The following is a 14401-nucleotide window of genomic DNA, read 5'->3' as shown; positions in this document are numbered from 1 at the left end:
CATCATCCTTGATATCATGTCCGGCGAGCATTCATTTATCGGGAGAGACTGCGGCAATGACGTGGAAACAGGTGCTGGCTGCCAAGATTCCGCCTGAGCTTGGGCGCGAAATCGACATCTTTGAGACCCAGATCGAGCTGAAACGCCAGGGAAAGGTCGAGGATAAGCTCTTCGCGGAGACCCGGTTGCGGCGCGGCGTCTATGGGCAGCGCTACGATAACGGTCAACGCCACGATGGTATCGCGCATCGAACTTTCGCGTTTCCGGACAACACCTTAACCAAAGGTCCCGACACACTATGGGATGCTCCCGGGATGCAACGTATCAAGCTTCCCTATGGCGGATTAACCCCGGATCAAATGGACGTTTTCGCGGATTTAGCGGAGGAATATTCGGACGGTATCAGTCACGTTACCACACGCCAGGACATACAGCTCCACTTCGTGCACATCGAGGATACGCCGGATCTTATGCGGCGCCTCGCCGCGGTGGGTATCACCACACGCGAGGCCTGCGGGAACAGTGTGCGCAACGTCACCGCGTGTCCGTTGGCGGGGGTTTGCCGCGATGAAGCCTTCGATATCACTCCCTATGCGCAGGCCACGGCGCGATTCCTTCTCGGTCACCCGGACACTCAAGATTTCGGGCGCAAGTTTAAAGTGGCGTTTTCAGGATGTAAGCAAAAAGCCTGTGCGCTGGTGAACATGCATGATCTCGGATTTATCGCGCGCGTTGCTTCGGGAACCGGGCAGCGCGGCTTTGAGATGTATGTGGGGGGAGGATTGGGTGCGGTGCCCTATCAGGCGAAGCTTTTCGATGACTTCGTCCCGGAGACCGAGATCCTGCCGCTTGCGCAAGCGATCTCGCGGGTTTTCGCGCGCCTCGGTGAAAAGAGAAACCGCGGCAGGGCGCGTATTAAGTTCTTGATTGATAAGCTCGGTATCGATCGATTTAGGGAGCTGGTGTTGGCCGAACGGGCCACCTTAGCACAGGATACCGCCTGGACCTCCTATCTGCGGGAGGTTCCAAGTTACTGCGAACATCCGCTGCAAGCACCGCAACCGCTGAACGGCGCCGCGCGCGGCAGTGTGTTCGAGCGCTGGCGCGCATCAAACGCCTACCGGCAAAAGCAAACCGGGTATGCTGTCGCGGCGGTGACGCTTCCCATAGGGGACATTACGTCCTGGCAAATGCGGCGGCTTGCCGATCTCGCCAGGCGCTATTCGGGAGACAACGTGCGTACGACGGTGGAGCAGAATATCGTCCTCCGATGGGTTGCAGAGGCGGATTTGCCTGGCTTATACGAAGGCTTGTGCGCGATCGGGCTGGGCACGCCCGGCGCCGGCACGGTGAGTGATGTGGTCGCATGCCCGGGCACCGATACCTGCAAGCTCGGCATTGCGTCGTCACGCGGCTTAGCGAGCGAATTGAGTCAGCGGCTTGCGGGAATTGCTCCCGGTCTCGATGCCGCGGTAAATGCTCTGCATATCAAGATCAGCGGTTGTTTCAATGCCTGTGGTCAACATCATCTCGCGGACTTGGGTTTCTACGGGGTGAGCCGGAAAGTCGGCGGCACCACGGTGCCCCACTTCCGGGTGGTCTTGGGCGGTGAATCGGAGCACAACGCAGGCGCCTACGGACTGACTATCGGGGCGATTCCCTCGAAGCGTGTGCCCGATTTTGTCGAGCGTATCACCGCCAAATATCTGCAAGAACGAACCGCGGGAGAAGCGTTCCGCAAGTACATCGAGCGTGCCGGCAAGAAAGAGATCAAGGCCTTGGTCGATGAGCTATCCGTCGTTCCGCCCTATGAGCGCGACCGCAGCTATTACTCCGACTGGCGCGATCCGCGGGAATTTACCGTGAGCGATATCGGTGCCGGGGAATGCGCCGGAGAGGTCGTCTCACGGGCCGAATTCGGCCTGCAGTCGGCCGAACGGCAGTACTTTGAGGCGCAATTGCACTTCGATCACGGCGATTACAAATTAGCTGATAACACGGCCTACAACGCCATGCTTGAGGCGGCAAAGGCGCTTATCCACACCCGATTTCTAGATATTTCGAATAACCCGGATGCGATCGCGAGCGAATTCAAGCGGCGTTTTTGCGACACTGAAGTTTTTCATGACCAATACGCCGGGGGGAAATTTGCGCAATACCTCTTCAATCGCCACGCGGATACGGACCGCAAGTACACCCCGGAGCAAGCGCGCTATCTCATCGAAGAAGCCCAGCTCTTTATCGAGGCAGCCTATGCCTGCCACGGCCGGCTGCTGGAGCAAGGCAATTTCGCCTCACGCGAAACCGCGATTCTGCTGGAGCGTTCCTAAGCCTAAGCCTAAAGCATGGAGATCTCCAAGATCGGCGTAAAGTTTTTTGTCGAAGAGCAGGATCCCCTCCGGCTGGTCGAGTTTATTCCTGTCTTGCATCGCTGGATCCAGAACCGTGCACTGCCGGATCTACTCATTGATGTTGCCGACTATAGTCATGTCAATCAAGGCCCGGGGATCGTTCTTTTGGCCTACGAGGGAAACTACGGTATTGACGAGAACCTGGGCCGCAGAGGCGTGGTCTACTATCGTAAACGCCCGTTCAGTGGCGGCCTTTCGGATTGCCTCGCCTCCGTGTCCGAGCTGGCACTGCTTGCGTGTCAACGCCTCGAGCAAGAGCCTGGGCTTGCGGGGCGGCTGCGGATCCGCGCCAACGAGATGCAGGTGTTTGCAAACGACAGGTTGGCCGCGCCGAATACCGATCAGACTTTCGAGACGTTTTCACCGGCCTTAGAGCAGTTATTGGGAAAGCTCTACCCGGGCGACGAATTCACTCTGTCTAGCGATCCCGATCCGAAAGAGCGCTTTTCCGTTACCGCTGGCGTCACCGGCCCGCAATCGATAACAAGCTTGCTCGGTCGCATGGCGTCTTAGGGGATCCGACGACTATAAGATGGGCTCACGTGGTGAGCCCGATGCCCGAGGCTTAGCCCGACTTAAGCGATTCGGCTTTGAAATCTAGCGTTTTTCGGTTCCATATTTTCCTAAGCGTTTGATTGGTGGTAGGGGGGCAGGCGAAAAGTGGCTGTAGTGCCGACCTTGCCTGTTGCTGTGAGGCGGTCTTTTCAGGAGACTGATGCAATGTTTCTGCGCGCCAAGACCCGGATCAAAGACGGTAAAGCCCATCGTTATTGGAGCATCGTCGAGAACCGACGTACGCGCGGCAATCGGGTGGTCCAGCGGCAGGTATTGTATCTTGGTGAGATCAACGACAGCCCTGTGCGCCTCGGCAATGGGGCGCCTGTTGGCTTGCCTGTTTGCTGTGAGAGCAGTTGCAGTTGGATGGGTTTTGGTCTGAGAAGCTTCCTTTGAGCCGCAAAGGGACGCGCTGGTTGAATGTTTTCAAGACCTTGGTCTGCTATCGGCTGATTAATCCGGGCAGTGAGTGGCAACTGCATCGGCAGTGGTATGAGCGCAGCGCGGCCGCCGTGGCGGAACGCGTGGGTTATCAGAGCTAGCTAGGCGGCGTTCCGGCGCACGTTCAAGCGCGTCGAGGGCGTGGGCCCCGGAGAGGTGCGGCGCAGAAGCGTCAGCGCCTGAGTCGCCCGGCACTTCAAACCCCTGTCATCCGTCCCCGCCACAGTTGGCGCGCATCGTGCCGCAGCGATGCCGGGCCGCATCCGCGGCCGGCCACCTGCACCAACGCGGAACACTAACTAAGGACGGTTCACTATGTCGAGCAGACTCACGCTCAGCCTCGCCCTCCCGCTCATGATGATCGTGATCGGCGGCGGTGCTTCCTATGTTGGCGCCTAAGATCGACACTCCGCTCGGCCTGTTCATGGTCGTGCTCGGCGTGCTCTGCCTCGGCGTCACGCTCGTCACCACCGTCGCGACGACGCTGCGCAGCGCCTGAACGGCCGTCAGCGCGCGCGGGGCGGTGCAGCAGCAGCGCCACCAGGAACAGTAGCGGCATGGCCATTTCCATGCCTTCCTCGAAGGCCGCGAGCAGCTGTTGCACGGTGAGCGGAAACACGATCTGGAACATCTCGTACAGCTGCGACGGCAGGCGGTCGATCACCTTCGATACCGGCAGCATCAGCACCGGCAAGGCCATCACCTGCCCCATCGGCGTCAGCAAGCCACGCCGGCGCACGACGTAGCCGTAGAGCTGCACGGTGAGGAAGACGAGCAGTGCGATCAGCGTGAGCAGCACCAAGCCGCCGGCCAGCTTCTGCGGCAACGGCACCTCCGGGCTCCAGTAGAACTTGATCTTGGTGATGCTCATGACGGTGTAGGCCTTGTGCAGATCGGCCTCGCGCGCCGCGAAGGCGAAGGCGACCGCTGCCGTCGCCAGGCGCAGGCACAGCGGCAGCGGGCGCTTCAGCAGCAGCGCCGCACCGAGCAGCGCCCACAGCACGATGCTCAGCTGCTCGAAGGGGCCTCGTTCGGAGAACAGGAGCGTGAAGACATCGTGCGGCAGGTCCCGCGCGAGCATCACCAGAAAGCCCGCGTAGACGAGCGTGACGACGAGGGCGATGCGGCCGGCCGGAGTGAAGGCTTTCAGGTTTTTTTCTCCGGAGCTAGCGCGCCGAATGGGTTAGCTCATCAATGTCGGTAATCATCATTCATGGAATTACTCAAGACGGTGCTAAAACACAAATCGGGGCGGTTGCGGCGCACCATGAAGCTGCGGTAAATCCGTCTCGAAAAGGCTTTCGCTGGTCCATTCGCTGGGTCCGGCGCATCTAATGAGACGCGCGTCCATGATCGGGGACTGCCCGACCACGAGAAATAGCCGCCCCTTGAGTGTCAGTTGCTGCTGAAAATGCTGGGTTAAAATGGGCACCGATCCCGTCACCGCAATGACATCGTAAGGTCCCTCGGAGTCATGGGTTTCAAACCCGTTACCTACGGCAAGCTTGACGTTGGTGATTCCTCGTCGCCCGAGGAGGATTTCAGCCCGCTGGGTAAACTCCGGGTTAATTTCCAGGGTCGTCACCTGGCTCCCGAGCGTGGCGAGCAAGGCGGTTACATAAGCGCTGCCCGTACCTATTTCAAGAATACAATCGTTGGGCTCGATGGCGAGCGCTTGCAGCATGCGAGCCTCAACCTTGGGGGCCATCATGAATTCCCCAGCGCCCAGCGGGATGGACATATCCGCGAACGCCAGTTGGCGAAACTCCGCCGGAACGAACACCTCGCGCGGCACCTCGGTCAGCAATTCGAGCACACGCTGATCCAGCACTTCCCAGGGCCGGATTTGCTGTTCAATCATATTGAATCTCGCTTGCTCGGCATTCATAACATGCGACGGCTCCGAGAATCGGGGTGGGATTCAAGCGGCTTTTATTATATAGTGTGCCCTTACTGTTCGCAGCTAGGGGTGCCCCGGATGCGTGACGCCGGGCTGAGAGATACCCTTCGAACCTGATCCGGTTAGTACCGGCGTAGGGAAGCGCTACAGCTCGCCGAATCCCTACGCCTCCATGAATAGAGCGAGGTGTAGCCATGAATGCTGTCCCCGAGCGGGTGTCCGATGACATCGGCGGTCTTGACGCCGAAGCGCTTAAGCCGTTCCCTAACTCGCGTAAGAGCTACGTCGTCGGGCGTGCAGCGGATATCAAGGTACCGATGCGGGAGGTTACGCAATCGCCAGCGGTGACCTCATCAGGCACGGAACAAAACCCAAGCATTTCCCTTTACGATACCTCGGGGCCATACTCCGATCCGAGTATCACGATCGATAGCCGCCGGGGTTTGCCCGCGTTGCGCCGAGAATGGATCCTAGAACGCAACGATACCGACGCGCTGCCCGCGCCTTCGTCCGCCGATGGCCGCCGCTTCGATGCGGCCAACGGAGGTTTCGTGCCGCGGCGGCGGCCGCGGCGCGCGAAACCCGGCGCCGCCGTTACTCAAATGTACTACGCGAAGCGCGGGATCATTACGCCGGAAATGGAATTCGTAGCCATTCGTGAAAACCTGTGCTTACAAGAGATCCAGGATCCGAGACCAGGGATGCTCCATCGCGGGACAAGGTTCGGCGCGGAGATCCCCGAGGTGCTCACACCGGAATTCGTGCGCGCCGAAATCGCTCGCGGGCGGGCGATCATTCCCGCCAATATCAATCACCCCGAGCTCGAGCCCATGATTATCGGGCGCAATTTTCTCGTTAAGATCAACGCCAACATCGGTACCTCGGCGGTGAGTTCCGGGGTCAACGAAGAAATTAACAAAATGGTCTGGGCCACGCGCTGGGGCGCCGATACGGTTATGGATCTCTCGACCGGTAAGCATATTCACGAAACGCGCGAGTGGATCATTCGTAATTGCCCCGTGCCCGTCGGCACCGTCCCGATCTACCAGGCGCTAGAAAAGGTGGACGGCAAGGCCGAGGATCTGACCTGGGACATTTACCGCGACACGCTCATCGAACAGGCGGAGCAGGGCGTCGATTATTTTACGATTCATGCCGGCGTGCGGCTTGGGTACATTCCGCTGACCGCGCGCCGCGTGACCGGGATCGTCTCGCGGGGGGGATCGATCATGGCCAAGTGGTGCCTGGCGCATCACCGGGATAACTTCCTGTACCAGAGGTTCGGAGAGATTTGCGAGATCATGAGGGCCTATGACGTGGCCTTTTCGCTCGGCGATGGACTTCGTCCGGGCTCGATAGCGGATGCCAACGATGAGGCGCAGTTCGCGGAGCTGAAGACCCTGGGCGAGCTCACCCGCACGGCCTGGAACCACGATGTCCAGGTGATGATCGAGGGGCCGGGCCACATCCCCATGCAGCTCATTCGCGAGAACGTGGAGCGGGAGCTACAAGAATGTCACGAGGCGCCCTTCTATACCTTGGGTCCGCTGACCACCGACATCGCCCCCGGCTACGACCATATCACCTCGGCTATCGGCGCGGCCATGATCGGTTGGTTTGGTACGGCCATGCTTTGTTATGTCACCCCCAAGGAGCACTTGGGATTACCGGATAAAAACGACGTTAAGGAGGGGATCATCGCCTATAAAATCGCCGCCCATGCGGCCGACTTGGCGAAAGGACACCCGGCCGCGCAGTTGCGAGACAACGCCTTGTCGAAAGCGCGTTTCGAGTTTCGCTGGGAAGACCAGTTTAATCTGGCGCTCGATCCCGAGCGCGCACGCGCTTTTCACGACGAGACCTTGCCGAAAGAGGGGCACAAACTCGCCCACTTCTGCTCGATGTGCGGTCCGCACTTCTGTTCCATGAAGATCACTCAAGACGTGCGCGCCTATGCACTGGAGCACGGCATCCAGGATTTAAGCCGGGCGTTGGAAGCCGGTTTACAGACCAAGGCCGAGGAGTTCAAGGAGCAAGGCGGCGACCTGTATCGCGCCGTATGAGGCGTCGGTTTGCCAACGGATGCGGAGCATGTTTAAGCGCCTAAGAGAGGACATCGCCTGCGTATTCGAGCGCGATCCCGCCGCTCGCACCTTTTTCGAGGTGTTGACCACCTATCCAGGGCTGCACGCCATTGTCCTGCACCGGATCAGCCACCGGCTCTGGAAGCGGGAATGGATGTGGCTAGCGCGCATGCTCTCGCACCTCGGACGCTGGCTCACGGGCATCGAGATCCATCCGGGCGCTTCGATCGGCCGCCGCTTTTTCATCGATCACGGCATGGGGGTGGTGATCGGGGAGACCTCGGAAATCGGGGATGATTGCACCCTATATCACGGCGTGACCCTAGGCGGCACGTCGTGGAACAAGGGCAAACGCCATCCCACACTGGAAAACAATGTGGTCGTCGGGGCGGGCGCAAAAATCTTGGGGCCCATTACCGTCGGTGCGTGCGCGCGCGTGGGTTCCAACGCCGTGGTCGTCCGCGATGTTCCGCCCGGCGCCACGGTGGTGGGCGTTCCCGGACAGCTCGTCGTCGCGCGCGATGAGAAATCGAAGCAACGCGAAGAAACCGCCCGCAGGATCGGCTTCGACGCTTACGGCACGACCAAGGACATGCCCGATCCGGTGGCCAACGCGATCCACTCCCTGCTCGATCACATCCATGCGATCGAGTCGCAAATTGAAAGCCTGCGCAAGGCCGTGGGCGAGCGAGGGATCGATCTACCAGAGGCGCCCGGCGAGCCGGCTTCCGCCGAAGAAGCTGTCGTGGATCGGTGCGCCTCCCGTCCTTAGGCCGGTCATTTGAAATCTATCACTGCGCTACTCGCAGGGCATAAAAGTTGACTAAATTACTCAGATATGGGATGCTGCGTTGAGACAGATTTAGCCTATAGGTTTTGAGTAAATGCGACTGACAACGAAGGGCCGGTATGCCGTGACGGCGATGCTCGACCTTGCGATTCGCCAGGACGGCGGCCCCATCGCCTTGGCGGATATCTCCTTGCGCCAGGGGATTTCGCTGTCCTATCTCGAGCAACTGTTCGCGCGCTTGCGCAAGAGCGGGCTGGTCAAAAGCGCGCGCGGCCCGGGGGGAGGCTATCGGTTGGGCCGGACGGCGCAGAGCATCTCGGTTGCGGAGGTCATCCGATCCGTGGATGAAAGCGTCGATGCGACGCGTTGCGGGGGCAAGAAAAACTGCCAAGGGAGTGAGCGCTGCCTGACGCATGATTTGTGGGAGGATTTGAGTCATGAAATTTACGAGTTTTTGAGCAGGATCACCTTGGGTGAGCTGGTCAGCAGGCGTAGCGTGCGCGCGGTTTCGGCGCGTCAAGAGAGCCAAATCCTGCGGCTGCAGGTGCCGCTCACGCGCGCCACGACGTTCCGGAATCTTATAGAGCGCGAGGGTTGAGTACCATGTCGATCATGCTGACCGAGCGGGCCGCATCCCACGTAAAGCGGTTCTTGGAAACCAAGAGCCAAGGGATCGGGCTGCGTCTCGGGGTGAAACCGACGGGGTGCTCGGGGTATGCGTATCAGATCGAGGCCGCGGAGAGTGTCGGTGCGGAGGACGCCGTGTTCGAGTCGAATGGCGTCAAGCTTATCGTCGATGCGAAGAGCCTTCCTTACCTTTCCGGGACCGAGCTCGATTATGTGCGCGAGGGCTTGAATGCCGCATTTAAGTTTCGCAATCCGAACGTGAAAGATACCTGCGGCTGTGGTGAAAGCTTTAACGTCTAAGCACGCACGGTAACAGAGGACACCCGATGGCCACCCATTCCTACGAAGTCGAAGCCCTGATCCGTAAAGAGTACCAAGCGGGTTTTTACACGGATCTCGATGCCGACACACTGCCCCCTGGTCTCGATGAGGAGGTGATTCGGCTTATTTCGAGCAAGAAGAACGAGCCGGAGTGGTTGTGCGAATGGCGGCTTAACGCCTATCGGCACTGGCTCACGCAGAAAGAACCTCGATGGGCCACTGTGGTTCACCCGCCCATCGATTATCAGAGCATTTCCTATTATTCGGCGCCCAAGACCAAGAAGGACGGTCCTAAGAGCTTGGAGGAGGTGGATCCGAAATTACTCGAAACTTACGAGAAGCTCGGGATCCCGCTGCACGAACGTGCGATTCTCGCCGGGGTCGCGGTCGATGCCGTCTTTGACAGCGTCTCGGTCGCCACCACGTTCAAAGAACGGCTCGCGGAGGCCGGTGTTATCTTCTGTTCCTTTTCGGAAGCGGTGCTTAATCACCCCGATCTGGTGCGCCGGTATTTAGGATCGGTCGTGCCGGCGGGAGATAATTTCTTTGCGGCACTGAATTCGGCGGTCTTCACGGACGGTTCGTTCTGCTACGTGCCGAAGGGCGTGCGATGCCCGATGGAGCTGTCAACCTATTTCCGCATCAATGCCGCCAACACGGGCCAATTTGAACGTACCTTGATCATCGCCGAGGAAGGCAGCCACGTCAGTTATCTCGAAGGTTGTACGGCACCCATGCGCGACGAAAACCAATTGCACGCGGCGGTGGTCGAGCTGGTCGCCCTGGATAACGCCCAGATCAAGTATTCGACGGTGCAGAACTGGTATCCCGGGGATGAGAACGGCAAGGGCGGGATCTATAACTTCGTGACCAAGCGCGGGGAGTGCCGCGGCCACAACTCGAAGATCTCTTGGACGCAGATCGAAACGGGCTCGGCGATCACCTGGAAATACCCGAGTTGCGTGCTCAGAGGCGACAATAGCAGCGGCGAGTTTTATTCGGTGGCGTTGACCAATCATTACCAGCAAGCGGACACCGGGACTAAGATGATCCACCTCGGCCGCAACACGCGCAGCACGATCATCTCGAAGGGGATTTCCGCGGGCCGGGGCAGAAACGCCTACCGCGGGCTCGTGCGCATCGCCAAGAGCGCCGCGAACGCCCGCAACTATACGCAGTGTGATTCGCTTCTCATGAGTGATCGCTGCGCCGCGCATACCTTTCCGTACATCGAGGTCAAAAACCCGAGCGCGCGCGTGGAGCACGAGGCGACGACCTCCAAGATCAGCGAGGATCAATTATTCTATTGCCGCCAGCGCGGCATCGCGGCAGAAGACGCAATCAATATGATCGTCAATGGCTTCTGCAAAGAGGTTTTCAAAGAGCTGCCCATGGAGTTCGCGGTCGAGGCGCAGAAGCTGCTGAGCGTGAGCCTGGCCGGGGCGGTCGGCTGAGCCGCTACCAGCGCCTAGGAATCGTATCTAACATGCTGACGATCTCGAATCTGCATGTGTGTGTAGACCGGAAACCGATCCTGCGCGGGATCGACCTTGAGGTCCGCCCGGGCGAAGTGCACGCCATCATGGGTCCCAACGGGTCCGGGAAGAGCACCCTTGCCCATGTGCTGGCCGGTCGCGACGGCTACGAGGTCACGCAAGGGACGGTGGTTTATGATGGCGCCGATCTCCTGGCGATGCCACCCGAGGATCGCGCCCGCCGGGGGATGTTCTTGGCCTTTCAATACCCGGTCGAGATCCCCGGGGTCAATAACGCCTATTTCCTCAAGGCGGCTCTCAACGCGGCGCGCAGATACCGCGGCCTAATGGAACTTGACGCCGTCGAGTTCCTCAGTCTCGTCAGGGAAAAGATGAAGCTCGTTCATCTCGATGAAGCACTGCTCAAACGCTCGGTGAATGAGGGCTTTTCCGGTGGAGAGAAAAAACGCAACGAGGTTTTCCAGATGGCGGTGTTGGAACCGCGCCTGGCGATCCTCGATGAAACCGACTCGGGATTGGATATCGACGCCTTAAAGATCGTGGCAGATGGAGTAAACCGCCTCCGGGGCGGTGATCGAAGCATCATCATCGTGACTCATTATCAACGGCTCTTGAACCATGTCTTACCCGATGCCGTGCACGTCCTGTCGGAGGGCCGCATCGTCAGATCGGGTCAACGCGATCTCGCGATCGAGCTGGAAGAGCGAGGTTACGATTGGCTCCGGCCAAAGGTGTTGGCATGACTGGGATTATGGCCAGCCACTATGTGGAGGAGTTCGCTCGCGCCGAGGCCGGGCTGGTCGGTGCGGACAGCGGATGGTTCAAGGCCGCGCGCAGGCGGGCCTGGACGCACTTTGGCCGGATCGGATTTCCGACCCCAAAGGACGAACAATGGAAATACACCAGTGTTGCTCCGATCGAAAGCCGGTCCTTTCGCCTCGCCGGGCATCCACGGAACGGCTTGGATGTCGCGGAGCTTGATCGGCTGCGGCTGATCGAGGCGCACGAATTGGTATTCGTCAACGGCTATTATTCGGCTAAGTTGTCGCGGATTGCGTCCCTGCCGGCGGAGGTGAGCGTCGCGCCCCTGAGCGAGGCGTTGCCACGGGACAACTTGCAAGAACACATAGAGCGCCAGGCGGAACAACCCGGCAATGGGTTTGCGGCACTAAATGCTGCCCTCCTCAGCGACGGCGTGCATATACGCGTGGGCTCCGGGGTCACACTGAAGACAACGCTACATCTGCTGTTTATCAGCACCGCGCCGGACGGCCCGACCGCCTCCTTTCCGCGGGTATTTATCGAAGCCGGGGCGAACTCACGCGTGCTCATCATCGAGCATTACGCTGGCCTAACCCCCGAGGAGTATTTCACCGATGCGTTGACGGAAATTAATGCGGGACCGGGGGCAACGGTCGAACACTACAAGTGGCAAATGGAGGGTGCGAGGGGTTATCACATCGGTCAGATGCTGGTTCATCAGCAGCGTGAGAGCCGTGTCACCTCCTATTCGGTATCGCTCGGGGCCGCGCTCGCCCGCCATGATATCGCGGTTAGCCTGGCCGGCGAAGGCGCGCGAGCGAGCTTAAACGGCTTCTACATGGCAGAGGGGCGCCAGCATGTAGATCACCATACCAGCATCGATCACCAGCAGCCCCACACAACCAGCGCCGAATACTACAAGGGCGTGCTGGCCGGCCATGCGCGCGGGGTTTTTGACGGTAAGGTCGTGGTCCGTGAAGGCGCGCAAAAAGCCGATGCGCAGTTGACCAATAAAAACCTGCTTCTCTCCGTGCATGCAGAGATGGACACCAAGCCCGAGCTTCAGATCTACGCCGACGACGTCAAATGCAGTCACGGCGCCACGGTCGGGCAGTTGGACGAGGACGCCTTGTTCTATTTGCGATCGCGCGGGATCGAATACCCTCAAGCCACGGCGCTTTTGACTTACGCCTTTGCCGATGACGTTGTCGCGCGCATTGCGATCGAACCGATGCGTCACGCGATCGAGCGTCATCTCACGGCCCGCTTGCCGCGCGCGGCGCTCGTTAAGGAGCTTTTATGAGCGCGCCTAGCTATTCGATTACCGCTGTGAACGACGCCGGCCATGGGCCGGACCTCGCGGCCCGGCGTCAAGACTTTCCGATCTTGGAACGGCGCCTCCGCGGCCAACCGCTGGTCTATCTCGACAACGCCGCCACGACGCAAAAACCGCGCGCCGTGATCGAGGCGATTGCCCGCTATTATCGCGAGTGCAATTCCAATATTCACCGCGGGGTGCATACGCTCAGTCAAGAAGCGACCGAGCGCTTCGAACAGGCGCGGGTCAAGGTCCAACGATTTATCCATGCCGCCCACAGCCACGAGATCATCTTCGTGCGGGGCACCACCGAGGCGATCAACCTGGTGGCGCAGTCTTACGGGCGCCCGCAGTTGAAGCCCAAGGACGAGATTTTGATCACCGCGATGGAGCATCATTCGAACATCGTCCCCTGGCAATTGCTTTGCGAACAGACTGGGGCGGTGCTCAAGGCCGTGCCGATGAACGATGCCGGCGAGCTATTGCTCGATGAGTATCTCAGGCTCCTCGGTTCGCGTACGCGCATGCTGGCGTTAACCCATGTCTCAAACGCCTTGGGGACGATCAACCCGATCCGGGAAATCATCGACCACGCGCATGCATATGGAGTTCCGGTGCTGGTCGATGGCGCCCAAGCCGTGGCGCATATGCCCGTGGACGTCCAGGCTCTGGATTGCGATTTTTACGCCTTTTCCAGCCATAAGCTCTTCGGCCCGACGGGGATCGGGGTGCTCTACGGTAAGACCACGTTGCTCGAAGCCATGCCACCCTACCAAGGCGGCGGCGACATGATCAAGAGCGTCACCTTGACCAAGACGCAATTTAACGATCTTCCCTATAAATTCGAGGCGGGAACCCCCCACATCGCCGGCGCGATCGGTCTCGGCGCCGCCCTCGATTATGTACAGGAAATCGGATTCGAGCCGATTGGCCGGCACGAACACGAGCTGCTCCGGTATGCGAGCGAGCGGGTCGCGAGCCTTCCCGGGGCGCGGATCATCGGCACCGCGCGCGAGAAGGCCAGCGTGCTGTCGTTCGTATTGGAGGGCATTCATCCCCACGATCTCGGCACGGTGCTCGATTGCCAGGGGATTGCCATCCGCACCGGGCATCATTGTGCGATGCCGGTCATGGAGCGCTTCCACGTCCCGGCCACCGCGCGTGCCTCGTTTGCCTTCTATAACACCCCCGGGGAAGCTGATCGTCTGTGCGCAGCCCTTCGGGATGCGCAGCGGATGTTAGGCTAATGTTCGATCTGCGCGCTTTGTATCAAGAGGTCATCATCGACCACAACCGGCATCCGCGTAACTGCCGCCGGTTGGACAGCGCCGACCGTATCGCGGAAGGCTACAATCCCCTCTGCGGGGACCGGCTCACGGTGTACGTCAAGCTGCACGAGGGCGTCGTCGAGGACGTTAGTTTCGAGGGTAGCGGATGCGCAATCTCCGTAGCGTCGGCCTCGTTGATGACCGAGCATATCAAAGGCAAGACCGCACACGAGGTAGACCAGTTTTTCGCGCGCTTTCACTCCATGGTTACGGACGCAACGCCAACCGAAGGGGCCCTTGGAAAGCTCGAAGCACTTGCCGGGGTGCGCGAATTTCCGGCGCGCGTCAAATGCGCAACCTTGGCCTGGCACACCCTCAAGTCGGCCTTGTCTAATGAGCATAGCACGGTGACTACCGAATAGACGCAG

General features: G+C 59.7%; 13 protein-coding genes, 1 pseudogene and 1 riboswitch. Of the genes and pseudogenes, 12 read left to right on the top strand and 2 right to left on the bottom strand.

Annotation, left to right across the window (positions count from 1 at the left end; translation table 11 throughout):
- The first annotated feature begins 56 nt into the window (after positions 1-56).
- The 3 genes and pseudogenes from M3436_00380 to M3436_00370 all read left to right on the top strand — a co-directional run bounded on the left by M3436_00380 (position 57) and on the right by M3436_00370 (position 3496).
- Complete coding sequence (locus M3436_00380) at positions 57-2330, top strand: nitrite/sulfite reductase (protein MDQ3562647.1); 2274 nt, start codon at positions 57-59, stop codon at positions 2328-2330.
- Between the two features lie 15 nt (positions 2331-2345).
- Positions 2346-2924 (top strand): hypothetical protein, encoded by a 579-nt coding sequence (locus M3436_00375; protein MDQ3562646.1) that lies wholly within the window; start codon positions 2346-2348, stop codon positions 2922-2924.
- A 156-nt stretch (positions 2925-3080) separates the two neighbouring features.
- A pseudogene (locus M3436_00370) lies at positions 3081-3496 on the top strand (IS1634 family transposase).
- A gap of 263 nt (positions 3497-3759) precedes the next feature.
- Here M3436_00370 and M3436_00365 read toward each other — a convergent pair.
- Together M3436_00365 and M3436_00360 are read right to left on the bottom strand one after the other, a co-directional pair.
- A complete protein-coding gene (locus M3436_00365) occupies positions 3760-4491 on the bottom strand; it encodes a hypothetical protein (protein ID MDQ3562645.1) in 732 nt (243 codons plus the stop codon).
- Positions 4492-4641: 150 nt separating this feature from the next.
- Positions 4642-5268: a protein-L-isoaspartate O-methyltransferase gene (locus tag M3436_00360; protein MDQ3562644.1), complete on the bottom strand. Its 627-nt coding sequence runs from the start codon at positions 5266-5268 to the stop codon at positions 4642-4644.
- A gap of 94 nt (positions 5269-5362) precedes the next feature.
- A riboswitch (TPP riboswitch) is annotated at positions 5363-5464 on the top strand.
- A 37-nt stretch (positions 5465-5501) separates the two neighbouring features.
- Between M3436_00360 and thiC the strand changes: the two genes are divergently transcribed.
- The 9 genes from thiC (at position 5502) to M3436_00315 (ending at position 14395) form a co-directional block, all read left to right on the top strand.
- On the top strand, positions 5502-7370 hold the full coding sequence (gene thiC, locus M3436_00355; GenBank protein ID MDQ3562643.1) for a phosphomethylpyrimidine synthase ThiC: 1869 nt from the start codon (positions 5502-5504) through the stop codon (positions 7368-7370).
- 28 nt (positions 7371-7398) lie between these two features.
- Positions 7399-8163: a serine O-acetyltransferase gene (gene cysE, locus M3436_00350; protein MDQ3562642.1), complete on the top strand. Its 765-nt coding sequence runs from the start codon at positions 7399-7401 to the stop codon at positions 8161-8163.
- 112 nt (positions 8164-8275) lie between these two features.
- Positions 8276-8779 carry a Fe-S cluster assembly transcriptional regulator IscR gene (gene iscR, locus M3436_00345; protein MDQ3562641.1) on the top strand — a complete coding sequence of 168 codons (504 nt, stop codon included), beginning with the start codon at positions 8276-8278 and terminating at the stop codon, positions 8777-8779.
- Between the two features lie 5 nt (positions 8780-8784).
- Entirely contained in the window at positions 8785-9108 is a 324-nt protein-coding gene (locus M3436_00340) for an iron-sulfur cluster assembly accessory protein (protein MDQ3562640.1), read from the top strand.
- 26 nt (positions 9109-9134) lie between these two features.
- Positions 9135-10583 (top strand): Fe-S cluster assembly protein SufB, encoded by a 1449-nt coding sequence (gene sufB, locus M3436_00335; protein MDQ3562639.1) that lies wholly within the window; start codon positions 9135-9137, stop codon positions 10581-10583.
- A gap of 32 nt (positions 10584-10615) precedes the next feature.
- Positions 10616-11368, top strand: a complete 753-nt coding sequence (sufC, locus tag M3436_00330) for a Fe-S cluster assembly ATPase SufC (protein MDQ3562638.1) — start codon at positions 10616-10618, stop codon at positions 11366-11368.
- A complete protein-coding gene (gene sufD, locus M3436_00325; GenBank protein ID MDQ3562637.1) occupies positions 11365-12690 on the top strand; it encodes a Fe-S cluster assembly protein SufD in 1326 nt (441 codons plus the stop codon). Before sufC ends, sufD begins: the two co-directional genes overlap by 4 nt.
- Positions 12687-13952, top strand: coding sequence for a cysteine desulfurase (locus M3436_00320; protein ID MDQ3562636.1), 1266 nt, complete (start codon positions 12687-12689; stop codon positions 13950-13952). The genes sufD and M3436_00320 overlap by 4 nt, the downstream gene beginning before the upstream one ends.
- Positions 13952-14395: an SUF system NifU family Fe-S cluster assembly protein gene (locus tag M3436_00315; GenBank protein MDQ3562635.1), complete on the top strand. Its 444-nt coding sequence runs from the start codon at positions 13952-13954 to the stop codon at positions 14393-14395. Before M3436_00320 ends, M3436_00315 begins: the two co-directional genes overlap by 1 nt.
- Positions 14396-14401 lie beyond the last annotated feature (6 nt).

The organism is Pseudomonadota bacterium (assembly GCA_030859565.1).
GTDB lineage: Bacteria > Pseudomonadota > Gammaproteobacteria > JACCXJ01 > JACCXJ01 > USCg-Taylor.
Note: the sequence above shows the minus strand (reverse complement) of the source record. Positions and strands in the feature narration are given on the sequence as shown.